Annotated in this window: 9 protein-coding genes; 1 reads left to right on the top strand and 8 read right to left on the bottom strand. The window is 46.2% G+C overall.

Features of this window, described 5'->3' with window-relative positions:
• Positions 1-143: 143 nt before the first annotated feature.
• From GC102_RS06595 to GC102_RS06585, 3 genes are read right to left on the bottom strand one after another with little or no spacing between them, the layout of a single operon-like run.
• Positions 144-1,919 (bottom strand): sensor histidine kinase, encoded by a 1,776-nt coding sequence (locus GC102_RS06595; protein WP_171688746.1) that lies wholly within the window; start codon positions 1,917-1,919, stop codon positions 144-146.
• A 3-nt stretch (positions 1,920-1,922) separates the two neighbouring features.
• Positions 1,923-3,500, bottom strand: coding sequence for a response regulator transcription factor (locus GC102_RS06590; protein WP_171688745.1), 1,578 nt, complete (start codon positions 3,498-3,500; stop codon positions 1,923-1,925).
• Between the two features lie 40 nt (positions 3,501-3,540).
• Positions 3,541-4,443 (bottom strand): ArsR/SmtB family transcription factor, encoded by a 903-nt coding sequence (locus GC102_RS06585; RefSeq protein WP_171688744.1) that lies wholly within the window; start codon positions 4,441-4,443, stop codon positions 3,541-3,543.
• A 156-nt stretch (positions 4,444-4,599) separates the two neighbouring features.
• Here GC102_RS06585 and arfA point away from each other — a divergent pair, with 156 nt between their 5' ends.
• A complete protein-coding gene (arfA, locus tag GC102_RS06580; RefSeq protein WP_171688743.1) occupies positions 4,600-6,111 on the top strand; it encodes an arabinosylfuranosidase ArfA in 1,512 nt (503 codons plus the stop codon).
• Positions 6,112-6,315: 204 nt separating this feature from the next.
• On the opposite strand, the gene GC102_RS06575 is transcribed toward arfA, so the two are convergent.
• The 5 genes from GC102_RS06575 to GC102_RS06555 form a co-directional block, all read right to left on the bottom strand.
• Positions 6,316-7,926: an extracellular solute-binding protein gene (locus GC102_RS06575; protein ID WP_171688742.1), complete on the bottom strand. Its 1,611-nt coding sequence runs from the start codon at positions 7,924-7,926 to the stop codon at positions 6,316-6,318.
• A 29-nt stretch (positions 7,927-7,955) separates the two neighbouring features.
• Positions 7,956-8,852 carry a carbohydrate ABC transporter permease gene (locus tag GC102_RS06570; RefSeq protein ID WP_171688741.1) on the bottom strand — a complete coding sequence of 299 codons (897 nt, stop codon included), beginning with the start codon at positions 8,850-8,852 and terminating at the stop codon, positions 7,956-7,958.
• Between the two features lie 14 nt (positions 8,853-8,866).
• Entirely contained in the window at positions 8,867-9,775 is a 909-nt protein-coding gene (locus GC102_RS06565) for an ABC transporter permease (RefSeq protein ID WP_246320765.1), read from the bottom strand.
• Between the two features lie 159 nt (positions 9,776-9,934).
• Entirely contained in the window at positions 9,935-12,202 is a 2,268-nt protein-coding gene (locus tag GC102_RS06560; protein ID WP_171688739.1) for a helix-turn-helix domain-containing protein, read from the bottom strand.
• Between the two features lie 168 nt (positions 12,203-12,370).
• A complete protein-coding gene (locus GC102_RS06555; RefSeq protein ID WP_171688738.1) occupies positions 12,371-15,835 on the bottom strand; it encodes a hypothetical protein in 3,465 nt (1,154 codons plus the stop codon).
• Positions 15,836-15,883: the final 48 nt, after the last annotated feature.

Genomic DNA, 15,883 nt, shown 5'->3' with positions numbered 1-15,883 from the left:
GTTTGCCCCGCTAACAATAGTCATTATAACAATTCGTTAAAATGACTCGTTAGTAATATATTTGTGTGGATTTGTCATTCTATTGTTAGCTTTCTATTGGCTATTTATGTAAATAGCAATTAATTTGCTTATTGGTATTTTTTTTAGGTATGAAGGAGTGGAAGCTTTATTTTCACTCTCGTTCCCTCGTCGATGTTACTCACAATAGTAACGCCGTATTCCTCTCCGTAAAGCAGTGCTACACGGTCATGTACATTTCGAATTCCAATACCGGAGAAAAAACGACTGCTGCTAACGGAGCTCTGCGAATTATTCCCATTATCAAAGCCTTTCATTCCAATACCATTGTCGATGACCTCGCAGACTAACGCATTTGCCTCGCGCGACACCAGTACATAAATGTACCCTTCGTTCCTTTCATGAAAGGCATGAAAAAATGCATTTTCGATAAAAGGCTGGATGATGAGCTTGGGAACATGATAGGACAAACAATCTTCGGCTACAAAATAATCGACTTTGATCTGCTCACCGTAACGCACGTGATTAATAAATACATAATTTCTCAAATTAACTAGTTCTTGCTCCACGGTTATCGTTTCACTAATGTTGCTGACGGTATTCTGGAGAAGGGAAATAAGGGAGTTGATGGTAGCGGCGGCTTTCTCCTTATTCCCCTGCTGGACCAAAATTTTCACGGATGCCAGCGTATTGTATAGAAAATGCGGGTTAATCTGCATTTGCAGAGCGGATAGCTCCGCGTTGCGCTGGTCCTTCTGAGTCTGAATCAGCTTCTTTATATAATCGTTAAGCTCATCCAGCATGTAATTGTATGCATGTCCGAGCTCCTTGATTTCGTAGCTGCCAGTAACCGTTATATAATTATCGAAATTATTTTCCGTAATGCCCGACATTTGTCTGGCTAGTAGGGTCAATGACTTTGTCAAACGTCTTGAAATAAGAAATACAATAAGCAGAGCTACGAACACGATAGCCATACAGATAAGCGCAACCCTTTTGACATCGACCATCTGGCTAAGCACCATTTGTTTATCAATGAGATTGACTAGATAAAAATCATACGTAGGGAGGTACTCCGAAAGCACTAGTCTGTTTTTCCCCATTACACTTACATCTTTGACATTTATTTTTTTTTGTTCAATTTCTTTCGCATAGCCAAGTAAATCATGCGCCTCTTCGCCAATTAACTCATGGCGGTTACTTGATACGACGTTGCCCGAACGATCCAATATGATAACGTCGTTCCCATCGCTCGTGAAGTTCGTGAAGAACCGCTTAAAGTCACTTTCTCGTATCGCAAAATAAAGAACACCATATGGATTGCCGCTCGTTCTCTCCATAAGTGCCCTAGAAGCGACAATCACCGGGTCTGCTTCAGACGAATTGGTTATGCTTTCTTTGTCCAATTGATAGATAAGCCGCTTTGGCGCGACAAGGGTGTTAACGGTTAACATGCTGTTTCTCAGCTTTTCCAATGAGCTCGGCCAATAATAGCTATCCGTCGAGTGGCTTTTCCTATTCATTCCACTGATCGTAATGGTAACTGGGTAGGCTGCAACATTAGACTGAATCCGTTTCATCTGTTGGCTAGCCTCATAATGACTTCGAACCGTTGAAAGTGTGTCCATATCAGGATTCGTTAGAAACTCTTTAATAGTGCCGTTCTGCAGCACATTATTCGATGCCGTAACGATAGAATAATTGAACGATTCGAAATTCGCTTGAATCTGGCTAATGATTTTTGAATTCGTAATACTGAACGTATTCATGAAGAGTCGTTCCGACATTTGAATCGTGACAAGTGAAGTGAAGAGTGACACGGAAATAATACTAACCACCGTGACGATAAACATTTTAATAAAAAGACCGTGATATTTAAATTTGTCCAGAAGTCTCCTCATAACTTAGTTCCTATTCTTGTTGAGATGAATTTTTTTGTATTGGCTCGGTGATATGCCCGTTAATTTCTTGAATACTTTTGTAAAATAACTATGGTCCGAATAACCTACTTTTCCGCTAATTTCGGATATTGATGCGAAATCCTGCTTCAGAAGGTCCGCTGCCTTCTCGACTCTGATCTTGTTCAAATATTCGCTAAAGCCTTCTTTATTATGCGATGTGAAATAACTCGACAAATAAGAAGGATTAAAATGAAAATGCTTAGCTATTTCTGTTAGACTGAGTGGCTCAGCGTAATGCTGGTGGATATAATCAAGAAGCATTGTCATATTTGGATTTCCGCCCGTTGACCGCTTCATTTTTATAACAGCATTTGTTTCCTGTATAAATGTCTCAAGAAGCTTGATCGCTTCGCTGGCATGAGACGCTTCACCTATCGATTTGAAATAAGCATATTTCGCTTCTTCCAAATTCTTCATATCCAATTCCAAACGGCCAAGCACAATTGTTATATTAAAAATGATGTTTCCCAAAAAGGACTTGAACTCAAACACATCCGTTTGATAATGGTTTGACGCGGCTTGCACGTACCTGAGCAACTCCTGGAAGGCCTCTTCGAACTGTTGTCGATTCATTTGTTCTGTAAAGCGAGTCATATTAAATTTCGCAACCTCTTCCGAATGTTTCGGCAGTTCCCCATATACAATTAAATTGTTGGAGGTAGGTAAAAAAAAGCGATAAGCATTTATTTTCAGGAACCCATCCCTAAAGTTCATGCCGAGCTGTCTCAAATCGCTAAATGCCTCACCGACCGTCCAGCCAATCTCCGGCTGCTGATTCCTTGTCCAAGCGGCAAGCTTCCGAACGATAAATGTGAAACGATCCCACTCGCTCTTGTCCATGTTTACCAGCACAACAACCATATTAGGATCAGTGGGAACGGGATAATAAACCGCATGTTCGAAGCCACTATCAAACTCAGCAGCAATTTTCGCCATCCATTGTGAAGCGGTATGTTGATTCTTGCTCTTGCTCGGCAATTGCTTGAGATCAGCCCCCAGCAGGATGTAACTAGGATATGGAAAAGAAGCGGTGATATCTTTAAAATCGTCATCGACCTCATAACCGGAAATAAGCTTATCGATGACAATCTTAATAGACAAGCTGCCATCGTCATTTGACTCTTCCAGCTTTAAAGAGGGAATCTTACGCGCGGTGCGCTTCAATATGTCGAGCAGCTGCTCAGCTTCTAGCTTTGGCTTTAATATATAATCAGCAACCCCGCTTTGAAAGGTGGACCTCACATAATCAAACTCACCAAAACTGCTTAATATGATCACTTCAATTTCCGGGAACTGCGACTTTATCACACGAGTAAGCTCCGCTCCTCCCATTACAGGCATCACGATATCGGTAATAACGATATGCGGCTGCATGCGCTCTATTTGTTCAAGAGCTTCTTTGCCGTTGGAAGCCTCTCCTACGATCTGAAACCCCTCTTGTTCCCAGTACAACAAGTGCTTGATACCCTGTCTGACTAAAATTTCATCATCTACAATAAGTACACGACAAGAACGAGCCATCCCTTTACCTCCGCATTGAATATCTATTACCTTCTTCAAATCACTCGTAATAACTTCGAATCACGATGTCTTGATCGTAGTTGCCGAATCCCCTACCGAATAAGGTTAATCCACCTCGACCTCGAGCGGTATCTTCAGCACTTATTCGCAATGTCCACTGCGTGTTATCCCATTGTACATCCTTGATCGTGACATCAGAAATTTGCTGACCATCTATGAATGTACCGTTTGCATTTATTCGAAGTACTTTCATTAATCCATATTGATTGACGTCAGAATGCCACCAGTCTGGTGACAATCTACCTCTCATTCGACCGAAATCTCCGGGACTCGTCCACATTCCCAGTAATTTATCATTGATTGTAAATCGGATGTCCGAAGGCCAGTTTTCATTAATATGGGGAGCTTCGGAACCGATTTCCATGGAGATTTCAATTTCTTGTACGATTTGATCTTTGAAGAGATAGTTTGGTAATTTATATTCGACAAACCCTCTAGCAAACCACAAAATGCCTGCATGAACGCGTTCAGGATCCAAAAAATAGGTCGGATTATCGTAATAACCGATCATCTTTTCTGTTGTTGCAATTCCACACGTAGGAGAAGCCGCGAAATCCGTGTATTGGCCGACAGGCATAGCAACCTCAACGAATTTTCTTTTCAAAATAGAAGAACGGGATAATTTTATTTGTAGGTACTCCGTTGATAACGAACAATACTTATAGGTCCCGCCATTAACCCTTTTCATTTTATAGCTTACAAGCCCTGCTCTCTGCAGTTTGGTAACGTGCGTACTGACAATTGCACTGCTTAGGTAAAGCTCAGAAGCCAATTCCTTAATATGCATCTCTTTTGTATATAATAAATCAATAATCTGCAGCCGCACCTCGCTCGCCAGTGCTTCGTAGACCCGAAGCGATTCCGAATCCGTTGTTAAATACATGACTACACACCCATTCTTGAATTAGTAATTTAGTTAATTCTATGTTTTTCACATCCAACGCATTGAAAGTATTAATCTATTATGATAAATATTATAGAGAATATCAACAATTATGATTTAACCATTTCATTAATTCAACTAGGAGGATTATATGCTATGTCCATGAAATCGACTATGCTTATTGATAAGAATTTCACCATTTCAGAAGTAGATCCAAGGCTCTATGGGTCATTTATCGAACACCTAGGACGTGCCGTATATGGCGGAATTTATGAGCCAAACCATCCAACCGCAGATGAGAACGGCTTCCGACGCGACGCTCTGGAGGCTATTCGTTCACTGAATGTTCCTATCATTCGCTATCCAGGGGGAAATTTTGTATCCGGCTATAACTGGGAGGACGGTGTTGGTCCAAAGGGCGATCGGAAGCGTCTATTGGATTTAGCGTGGTGGACAACAGAAACCAATGAGATGGGAACAAATGAATTCGCGGATTGGGCTAAATTAGTCGGTTCAGAAGTCATGATGGCCGTTAATCTTGGTACTCGCGGCGTTGACGCGGCTAGAAATCTCGTCGAATATTGTAACCATCCTTCTGGTTCTTACTGGAGTGATCTGCGAATATCACATGGTTATAAAGATCCGCATAATTTCAAAACATGGTGCCTTGGGAATGAAATGGATGGCCCTTGGCAAATCGGAGCAAAAACGGCTGTCGAATATGGCAGATTAGCAAATGAAACGGCCAAAGCTATGCGGTGGGTTGACCCATCCCTAGAACTTGTGGCATGCGGCAGCTCGTCAAGTGGAATGAGTACATTCGCTGATTGGGAGGCTACCGTGCTCGATCTTACCTACGATCAAGTGGATTATTTATCCTTGCACACCTATTACAATAATAATGAGAATGATTCCTCTAATTTCTTGGCGAAATCGCTTGATATGGACCAATTCATTTACAGTGTAACAGCTATCTGCGATTACATGAAAGCGAAGAAACGGAGCAAGAAAAAGCTCATGCTTTCATTAGATGAATGGAATGTTTGGAATTCCATCGGAACAAGCCGTGCTACTGAACGCTGGCAGGTGGCACCGCCGGAATTCGAAGATGTTTATACATTGGAAGACGCTCTTGCCGTAGGCTGCTTCTTGATTACACTACTGAAACATGCGGATCGTGTTAAAATGGCGTGCATAGCCCAATTGATTAATGTGATTGCACCGATTATGACTGAAAATGGAGGCCCACTTTGGCTGCAAACCACTTATTATCCATACCTTCATGCCTCTTTGTACGGTAGAGGAACGGTGCTTCACCCCATTACTTCATCACCTAAATATGATTCAAAGGATTTCACCGATGTTCCGTATCTAGAGGCAATCAGTGTTTTCAATGAAGAGCAAGGTGAAGTTACGATCTTCGCTGTAAATCGTCATTTATCAGAGGGACTCGAGCTTAACGTTGACGTCCGCAGCTTCGGCGAAGTTAGCATTATCGAGCATTTAGTGTTGGAAAATGAAGATTTAAAAGCGACCAATACAAAAACGAAGCCTGATAATGTCGTCCCTCACAAAGGCGGTAACGCCAAAACAGACGACGGATATGTAAAGGCTGATCTCAGCAAAGCTTCATGGAACGTTCTTCGACTGCAAATAAAAAACAAATAGCTATCATCCTAAGGGTAATACCAGTGTTTCTGTCTTTAACTACGAGATCCCTTGGTTCCCTGCCTTCGCTGCCCAATTGCTCAGCAAGTGCCTCCATCCATTCCTAGATTGTGCGACTTTGAGGCGCACGAAAAACCTGGCCGTTGGCCAGGTTCATCCTTCTAAGAGTTACAGTTGTGATTGGGGGGAGAATTAGAAATTGAGTTATTTTACTTGTTTCCAACGGTCATAGGCCGCCTGATAGATGCCAACTGCTTCGTCCATTTTCATTTTTTTAATCGTATCTACATACTTATCCCAGTTTTGCAGCGGCTCGTTACCTAAAATGAATTTCGCTTCCATCTGGTCGATATACGTATTCAAATCAGCTTCGAGCGTGGACAGACGCTTCTGCTCCTCTTGCGTAAAGTAAACCGACGGATAGCCGTTTCTTAGGTAAGGCGTGTAGGACTGCTTCACTTCTTTGTCCAGATTGGATACGTGCGCCAGGTCAAGCTTCAAAATAAAGTCCGAATCGACGATGCCCGGAAGCACAGTGCCGGCGCTTGGGGTTATTTTACCACCGCGGAATTCTTCCGTGTTCTTGTATCCTTCTGGGAGAATTTTGCTCCATTTCGTCTTGCCGGCATCGCTCCACTTCCAGCCGATGCCCTCCAGTCCTTGAGAAGCGAACGCACCGCCCTCCGGGGAATACAAGTAATCGACCCATCGCATCGTCGCTTCCTGATGTTTATTCTTATTCGTAATCGCGAATGTTCCTCGGGTGATACCAGGGCTCTTCGGCCACATCTTGGTCGAGTTCGTGCTGCTCGTGAGCGGTGGCAGCGCCATATAATTATAGCTGTCTTCTACCGTGGAGACGAGATACGCCCCAGCATTGGAGAAAACCCCGATCCTCCCACCGTTTCCTTTTGCCACCATCTGCTGATTCGTCTGCGTAAAAGCTTCCTCGTCCAACAACTTATCCTTCGTCAGCTTGTTCATAAAGGTAAGGTATTGCTTATACCCTTCCTGAACGGATACATAGACGACTTTGTCCTGAATGACATCAACTCTGTTGTTGACAAAGCCAAACGAGCTTAACAGGCTTGTCCGCAGCATCGGGAGCGTCGCTTTATCGAATGACAGCGGGATTTCGTCCGCTTTGCCGTTCTTATTCGGGTCCTTATCTTTGAAGTCTTTCAACACCTGATACAGGCCGTCGATCGTCGTCGGAGGCTGCAGGCCTAAGTTGCTCAGCCATTGCTTATTCAGCCACAGCTTCGCCAACGCCTGATCCCTGGGCACATTGTTGATTTGCGGCAGCGCATAAATATGCCCGTCGATCGTCGTGATCGAGCGCTTCAAATCCGGATTCGTATCGATCAGCTTCTTGACGTTTGGCGCATACTTCTCGATCAAGCTTTCAAGAGGAATTAGCACGCCCTGCCCGCCGTATGTAATTTCGTCATTAACGGTGAGATTGCCTCCGAAAAACAGATCGGGGACTTCTCCGCTCGCGAATGCCAGATTTTTCTTCTCGTTATAGCTGTCAGACGACGGCGTGTCGAATTTCAAGCCGATATTCGTCAATTTTTCCATTTCCTGAAAAAATTGCAGCTGATCCCAAGAGCCTTGAATAGCAGCTTTGGAGCCAAGCAGATTTAAGGTAATTTTCTCTTTGACCACGGGAAAACCTGAGGTATTCAAATTGACGGGTGCACTAGCCTTCCCTTGATTTCCTTCCCCCGTAGGAGCCACCGGCTCCTTCGAGCAAGCTGTTAGCAACATACCCGTTAACGTAAATGACAAACCGATCATGACATGTTTTTGCATGAAGATCCCCCTATTTATTCATCATTGGATTATCCTTTAATCGATCCGATCAGAACGCCTTTCACGAAATACCGTTGAACAAATGGATATACGATAATAACCGGCAGCGTCGAAACCATAATAACCGCATATTTGACGATTTCCGCAATTCGCGCCTGAACCGCCAGCGCATCGAGATCTCCGCCCCCGCCTGTCATCATATCCGTGCTGACCTGCTGTTGGACTAGTATTTCTTTGAGAATTAATTGCAGTGGAAACAAGGTCCGATCGGATAAGTAGATCAAGGCATTGAAGAAAGCATTCCAGTGCCCGACACCATAAAACAAGGCCATTACAGCTATAATAGGAGCCGATAAGGGCAGTACGATGCGTACGAATAAGCGTGTATTGGAGCATCCGTCTATTTCCGCTGATTCCTGAAGCTCTTTGGGAATATTCATCTGAAAGAATGTTCTACATACAATGATATTCCAGATCGTCGCTGCGTTCGGGATCAGCAAAGCCCAAACTGTGTTAATCATCCCGAGGTTTTTGATCAGCAAATAGGTCGGGATCAAGCCTCCGCCGAAAAACATCGTAAAGACGAAAGCGGCCATGATCGCATTGCGCCCGACCATATCCCCCCGGGAAAGCGCATATGCGCATGGCAGCGTCACAAGCAAATTGATAGCGGTTCCAACAATGGTGTACAGGATCGTGTTACGATAGCCGACCCACAACTCCTTGTTATGAAACACCCGCTCGAAGCCTTCGAACGTGATTCCTTGCGGCCACAGCCACAGCTTGCCCTGGTTGACCAGAATCGGGTCGCTGATGGAAGCGCTGATGATATAGATCAAAGGATAACAAACCAAAAGTAAAACGATAGCCAAAAACAGCTTATTGCAAACCGTGAATAATACATCCGTCCACGAATCTCGAATCATTGCCTACCCTCATTTCACCACAAGCTCGTCTGGCTTGTCTTTTTCGCGATTTTATTCACCGTCATCAGCAGCACGAAATTGATTATCGCATTGAATAAGCCCACCGCCGCCGAGAAGCTGTACTGCCCTTGGAGCAATCCGCTGCGGTAAACGAAGGTCGAAATGACATCCGAAGACTCCATATTGATTGGATTTTGCAGCAAAAACACTTTCTCGAAGCCTACAGCCATAAAGCTTCCTACGTTTAAAATAAGTAAAATGATAATAGTGGGCATAATGCCCGGAATGTTAATGTGTCGAACGCGCTGCAAGCGATTAGCCCCGTCGATTACGGCTGCCTCGTGCTGCTGGGGATCAATCCCCGCAAGTGCCGCCAGATAAATGATCGTCCCCCAGCCCATGTTCTGCCATACGCCAGAAAGGACAAAAATCGTTTTAAACCATCCCGGCTCCATCAAAAAAGCGATTGGCTCTCCACCGAGGACCTTCATCACTTGATTGATAATGCCTGTAGTCGGCGATAAGAAAGAAATAATAATACCTGCCATGACTACGACCGAGATGAAGTGCGGCATATAGGTCACCGTCTGCACAAGCTTCTTGAAAAAACCATTCTTCAGCTCGTTCATCGCGAGCGCAAGAATGATCGGTATTGGAAACCCTACCGCCAGCTCGTACAGGCTGATGCCGATCGTATTTCGGATGAGTGACCAAAAATAATAGCTGGCGAAGAAGTGCCGGAAATGCTCGAGGCCTACCCACTCGCTTCCCCAAATCCCTTTTACTGCTGTGAAATCCTTGAACGCGATTTGAATTCCGTATAAAGGAATATAGTGAAAAATAATAAAGTAAGCGATTGCGGGTAAGGCGAATACATAAAGCTCCCAGTTTTTCCATATGCGCTTCATGGATTTGGATTTCATTCTTGCTCTTGTCGTCGACGTAATCACATGATCCACAATGGCCTTTCCCATGTTTGACTTGCACCTCCTTTCCGCTCTGATAGGCTTAAATCTAACCGGAGCGAGCTTACCCGTAAAGAAGGCGGTTTTTGCAAGGGGGGCGACATTTGTTTCCTTGATTTACTGCGAGTTTTTGGTATATAAACTGCGATATTGTGCTGGCGTTACCCCCTCCAGCTTCTTGAATTTCCTGCGAAACTGCGAAATATCCTCATAGCCGACATCCTGAATAATTGCCTGAATGGATTTATTGGTTTGCAGCAGCTCGCGCTTCACTTCCTCAATTCTCAAATCCGATATGTACTCCGTAAAATTCGAGCCCATTTGCTCCTTGAAATATCGACTTAGCGATGAAGCAGATAGATGGAATCGTACGGCCACCTGATCTAGGCCCAGATCATAATTTCGAAAATGCTCATGCACGAACTGCACGATATCGTCACGCAAAGCCATATTTTTGTTTTCATTCAAGGATTGTACCGCGCCGCAAATTTCGGAGACTAATTCCGTCAGTCTGTTTTCGAGCTCCTGCAGGGATTGAAATTCAAGCAGGCCTCTGATCCGATGCGAGTAATCGCCTACGTTCATTTGACTGATCGTCTTGAATACCGCATTGATGATGTCAAAACACATACAGCGGACGAGTAGGATGGATACTGATTTGTCATATATGCTCTGAAGCATGGCCGCAAGCGCTTCGTGTGCGACCGTTTCGTTCCCCTGTTTCAAGCTCTGCATGAATCGGACCTGTTCCTCGACAGAATAATAAAAGGCATGCTCCTGCAGCGCCATGATGTCCTCGAAAAAGATAATGCTGCCGACTCCCGCTTTCATTTTGTACTCCATCGCAGCGGAAGCTTCGATAAAGGAAATGCCGATTTGTTCTGGCTCGGCGCATGGCGTTCCGATTCCTATTGTCGCCTGTACACCTTGCTTGTCCTCAAGCGACTTATGTAGTTCCTTTGCAAAGCTCTGGACTTTATGATGTATGTCATTCCCCTCGTTCATGACGACAACAAGCGCTAGTGTGCCTTCATGAATAAGCTCCACCGCATAGGCTTCTCCGCCCGCAAAAGAAAGCTGTGTCGATCCAGTAAATACTGCCCGCTGACCGTCTTCTCCCCGCTCCTTCTCCATCGCAAGCAGCATGACGATATAAGAGGCATCGCTCGCGATAAATTCCTGATAAAACGGATTTTTCTGAAGCTCCTCCTTGCTTTTGAAGCTGCCCTTCAACAGATCCGTCAGGAAACGCTCGCGTAATACAGGAAGCTGCGCGTCGACCTGCTCCCTTAACTGCTGATTGCTGTCGAACGTGGTAACGAGCGTATCGTGAATCAGCTCCAGCTCGTTTTTTGTCGACTTCTCCGCTTCGCCAGACCAATTATGCTGAATATACTGCATCAGACCGCGAATTGGTTTGTACTGCCTATTGGATAACAGTATGATAAGCGTCAAACCGACGGATGTCAGAGACAACAGCACATAAAACAGCAAGGTTTTCGTTTCCACGACTCTGGCCAGAAATTGAGATGTCGGCATGGACACTACGTAAGACCATCCATTCAACTCTGACCTAAGGTAAACGACCGACTGCTCTTCTCCGTTGATGCGGAAATTGTATACGCCTGTATCCTGGATATTGTGCAAGGAATCTGCCACTTCACGGAAGACTAAGCTCGTTTTTTTGCTTTTGGTAGCTAATAATTTTTTATTTTCATCCAAAATGAACACGCTGCCGCTCTTCTCTCCTAGCACATGTTCAAACAGATTCGTTAGCAAGGTTTCGTTGATCATGAACAGGACCGTGCTGAATGGAACGTCCTGATTGAACGGAATCGGAACAACGTAGGTTAAATATCGCTTTTCTTCATAATTATTGATCTCAACCTTCTCCGAAGGTCTCATAATGGGCCTGGGCGTACCATTGATATCCTGAATAAACGTATCGGAGCCCCAGTTTTCGAATTTATAATAGCGGTCGAGGAATGTTGCTAAGGATGTCAGCCCTCTTGATGAATAGATCGTGGAATCCCCCCGAAAAAATAAAAATAAATCATCGATGATGCCGCTGCTTTCTTTGTAGCGGTCTAGCTCTGTAATGGCTTCCTTGGCCGTGTATATGTCGTTTCTCACCATATAGGAAGTAAGCCTAGGATCATAAGAAATTTTCGCGGCGATATGCTGCAGTACCTTCATCTGTCCTTCGACGGCTTCCTTAACCTGCTGAAGCTTGTCCATGTTCGCAGCTTCGATTTCTTTTTTTACATTCATAACCATGTTTTTATACATCAGACCACCCATGATGAGAAGCGGAATTGAAAAAATTAAAGAAAAGGAAAGTATGTATTTGACGAGCGTCATGGAAAAAACCTTTTTTGCAGCCATCATAATCCCCCTTCAAACCAAGCCATTATAAAGCCGTGCTGCATCCTATTATAATTGCTTTACCAGTTTTCGTAAAAGCAGGCCGGGCAAAGAAGAAAAAAAGGCGATTGCGATGAATCGCCCCCGCCAAGAAAAAGTTTAACATTCCGAATAAGCTGCCTAATGCCATTAATTCAACGTGATTTTTCCGTAGAGAGAAGGGTCCTTGGATTTGCCTATCCCGCTTCCCCATTCCAGCCAGCCGATCCGCCCAGCTCCGTCATTCGTATTGACGAGCACAGACAGATAGATCGGGACTCCCGCCTGAGGAACATAGGGATACAGCTCCGACCAGTCGAGATGGATCTTATAGAGCGTTTGGGTTCCCGTACGGTCGATATGGATTTGCCCATGTTGGACGAATTGCTGCTGCTGCGTCCAATTGTATGGAAGATCGCCTCCGATATAAGGCGTCGTTTCCTTCCAAAGCTTAGGCCCCTCTGCTGTCAAGGCCGCCTGAAAATCCATGCGCGCTTCCGCCGGCGCACCCAGCCCGTACGTATCGATGGCGAATTGCAGGCTGTCGCCCCTCCAGTACAAACCGGTCGACTCATTTTGTACGAAGACGGCATCTGCTACGTCAACGGTAAGGTCAATGCCATCCTCCGTATAGCCAACTGCGAACTTAGCATCCAATCCGGCTGGCCGTGTTTGCCCTGTCTCCGAATCGAACACCCAATCGTTTTCGATCCATGTAATCGGCTCCGTTCGCAGCTCCCCGGTTTCATGATCAAACAGCTCGCCTGCTTGACCGGCACCAACTGGAATCGTCGCGTTGCGCCTAACCTTGTCGTAATCCGAGAGCAATACCTCGTCAGATAAAGGCAGCTCGCCTAACTTGTCTTTGTCCAACTGCTCGATATAATACATGCGTCCAGGCTTCAGTACCAAGGAAGCGCTCGCCGAATACGATCGTCCCGTCCAATCCCTAATCTTTGTTTGCAGTGTAAAAGCGTCTGTCAGGCGCGAATCAATGACCTGCTCGTTCTCGCCACTAAGCCAGAGAACAGTTAGCGGCGTCCCACCGTTATCGAGGTATACCGCATTTTGAACACTGGACAGCGCATACTCTCCTCGGTACGATACCGTTTGGCCGGCCGTTTCCAAGAAGCGGTGCAGCGCGACGGCTCCAAGCCTTGGCTCGATTTGCGGCTTTTTGCGGAATAAGCCGGATGCATGCGTATGCCAGCCGTCGGCCTTCGCGAAGGTAAGAGCCTCGGTCTCCACTTGGTTCATCATCTCAAAATAAGCAATTTGTTCTGCTCCGTGCTTGATTTGATACAAGTAATCGAGCAAGATTTTGAACGCGATCTCTTTTTCCGAAGGCACCGCAGTTAATCCGATCGAGCTGATCAAGCCGGCATGGCTTTCGGATGTAACCCAATCCTTGGAGGCTGCTTCGTATTGATCATCCAAATCCTTGAAATAATCGGCATTTGGAAAGGCGCCATGGAGCGCTAGCTTGTCGTAATAGCTCGTCGCGCCCAAACGTAGCAGTTCCCTGTAGAACGGAAGATAACGCCGACCTCCCAGTCCACCGATCCAAACCTCGGATTCTGGCTGCTCCTCTTTGATCGTTTCATAGCTCGTTTGCAACAGCTCCACAAACTTCTCCGGTGTATCCCGCCAGAAGATGCTTCCGCCAGGAAGATGCGGCTCATTCCAGACCTCCCACTTACTTATGCGATCTCCGTAACGGTCGATCAACGCGCGCAGGAAGTCAGCCAAATCCTCCATATCAGCAGGTGCATAAGCAGCATAGCCCGGAACGGCCGTATAAATCTGAGTATCCTCCGGATGTGAGGAAGCCCACTGCGGGGTGAACAAAATATTGCCCGCCAGCTCGAAACCATACGAACGGAGCATGTTGACTTGAGCGTCGAACGCTGTCCAGTTATACGTACCGCGTGAGGGCTCAAGAGCCATCGCCGTATTCGTGAACTGTGTGCCCCACGGAACCGAATGAATTCTCGCCATACTGAAACCGATTGTATCTGCCAGCTGAACCGCTTGCTCGCCTTCAAGCTGATAGCTGAAGCCAAACATCGGGCTCCTTTGAGACATTGCCTTCGTATCGCCGTCCGCTACGGCAACGGCGTACCGGTCCCTCACGAATTGACCAGCCGTTCCCTTCGCCGAAGTAACAGTGTACGCTTCGGTATGGGCCACTGGGGTCGTATCGCCTGTTTTGACATAATCAAACGCAATTTCGTAATACCCAGCCCTTTCGGGCTCCCAACTCCAACCATCACTCAACAGCGTCTGTCGATTGACTGTCGATTGGGCGATGACCTGACCCTCTTCGTCGTATACAGTACCCGTTACCGTGTGTACCGATTGCGGCAGCAATTGATTTTCCGGTTTAAACACGACGTCTTCTCCAAGTTTATACCAATTGGCAAATGCGCTGCTCGTCAGCGAAAAATCGTCCACCGTTTTCATTTGCACGTTATCATAATACAGAGTGCCGCCCAACGTGCCAGAAGCCCCGCCCCTCGTCGTTGCTAGGTTGATCCGCATGTAATTCGTCCCTTGCGGAAACTGCGCTCCTTTTAAGGTCAAGGATTGTTCCGACCATGCCTCCGACAACCCGCTGACAGGTACGGTTGCCGTACCGATAAATGTAGAATTGTTCCAAAAGCTGATAAATGCCCATGCCACATTGCCTACATAATTGGACGATTTCTTAATGTCGAACGTCAATTTGATGGACTGCGGACTGCCGTAAACTGCAATCGGCTGCGAAGCCCAGCCTGCCGATCCTGCGTCGGCCGCTGCCATATATAAGGAATGATTGCCTTGTGCATACACCGTATTGGTTACGGCTGTATCGACTGGGATCGTCCGGTTCCATAGTGCGGATGTCCAATTTAACGGGAGCAACTTGCCTTGGGAGACGTACGTCTGCTCAAAACCGGGATTCGCAATATCAATGACATCAGACAGGGTCCCGGTCTGGATCACAACGTCGTCATACCGTACAGAGCCTGCAATGGCGCCGGACTGGCCTACCCGGGAAGTCGCTAGATTGATCCGTACTTTGTTCGTGCCAGATGGAAACTGCCCCGCGTTCACTTGAAAGGAGTTGGGCGACCAGCCGGCTGTACCGGCGGTCACTGCCACCGTCGAGGTCCCTAGATACGTGCCATCCTGCCAAAAGCTCAGGAAAACCCAAGGCACGTTGCCCGAGTAGTCCGTCGTCTTCCTCGCCTTGAAAGAACCCTTAATTTCATAGACGTCCTCGGTCACGCTTAGAAACCCGGAAGTCCAGCCTGCAGAGCCTTGATCGACGCTCATCACGTACAACGAATACATTCCGCTCGAAACATCGGCATCGCTCACCCCCGTAACGGCCGGGGTGGTCCTGCCCCATAACGATGACGTCCAACTCACTGGAACGCGTTGCCCCCCCAGTACAGTGGTTACTTCGAAGCCGGGATTCGCAAGTGGCATATCCTCGTACCGGAGACTTTGCGGGTAGGCGCTTGTCGGGAACAGCAACCCGAACAGCAAGGTTACCAGCAACACTCTTGTAAGCACTTTCATTTTTACATTCACCTCCGTCTTCTTTTTCGATCCGCATGCGGGCTTCACTGCTCCTCATTCCTCCTTCTTATAGCTGTGAGTTGAAATGAACTTGCA

The sequence above is a fragment of the Paenibacillus germinis genome (genome assembly GCF_013141785.1).
GTDB classification, from domain to species: domain Bacteria; phylum Bacillota; class Bacilli; order Paenibacillales; family NBRC-103111; genus Paenibacillus_E; species Paenibacillus_E phytorum.
The sequence above is the reverse complement of the archived record's forward strand: the minus strand, read 5'-3'. Positions and strand labels throughout refer to the sequence as shown.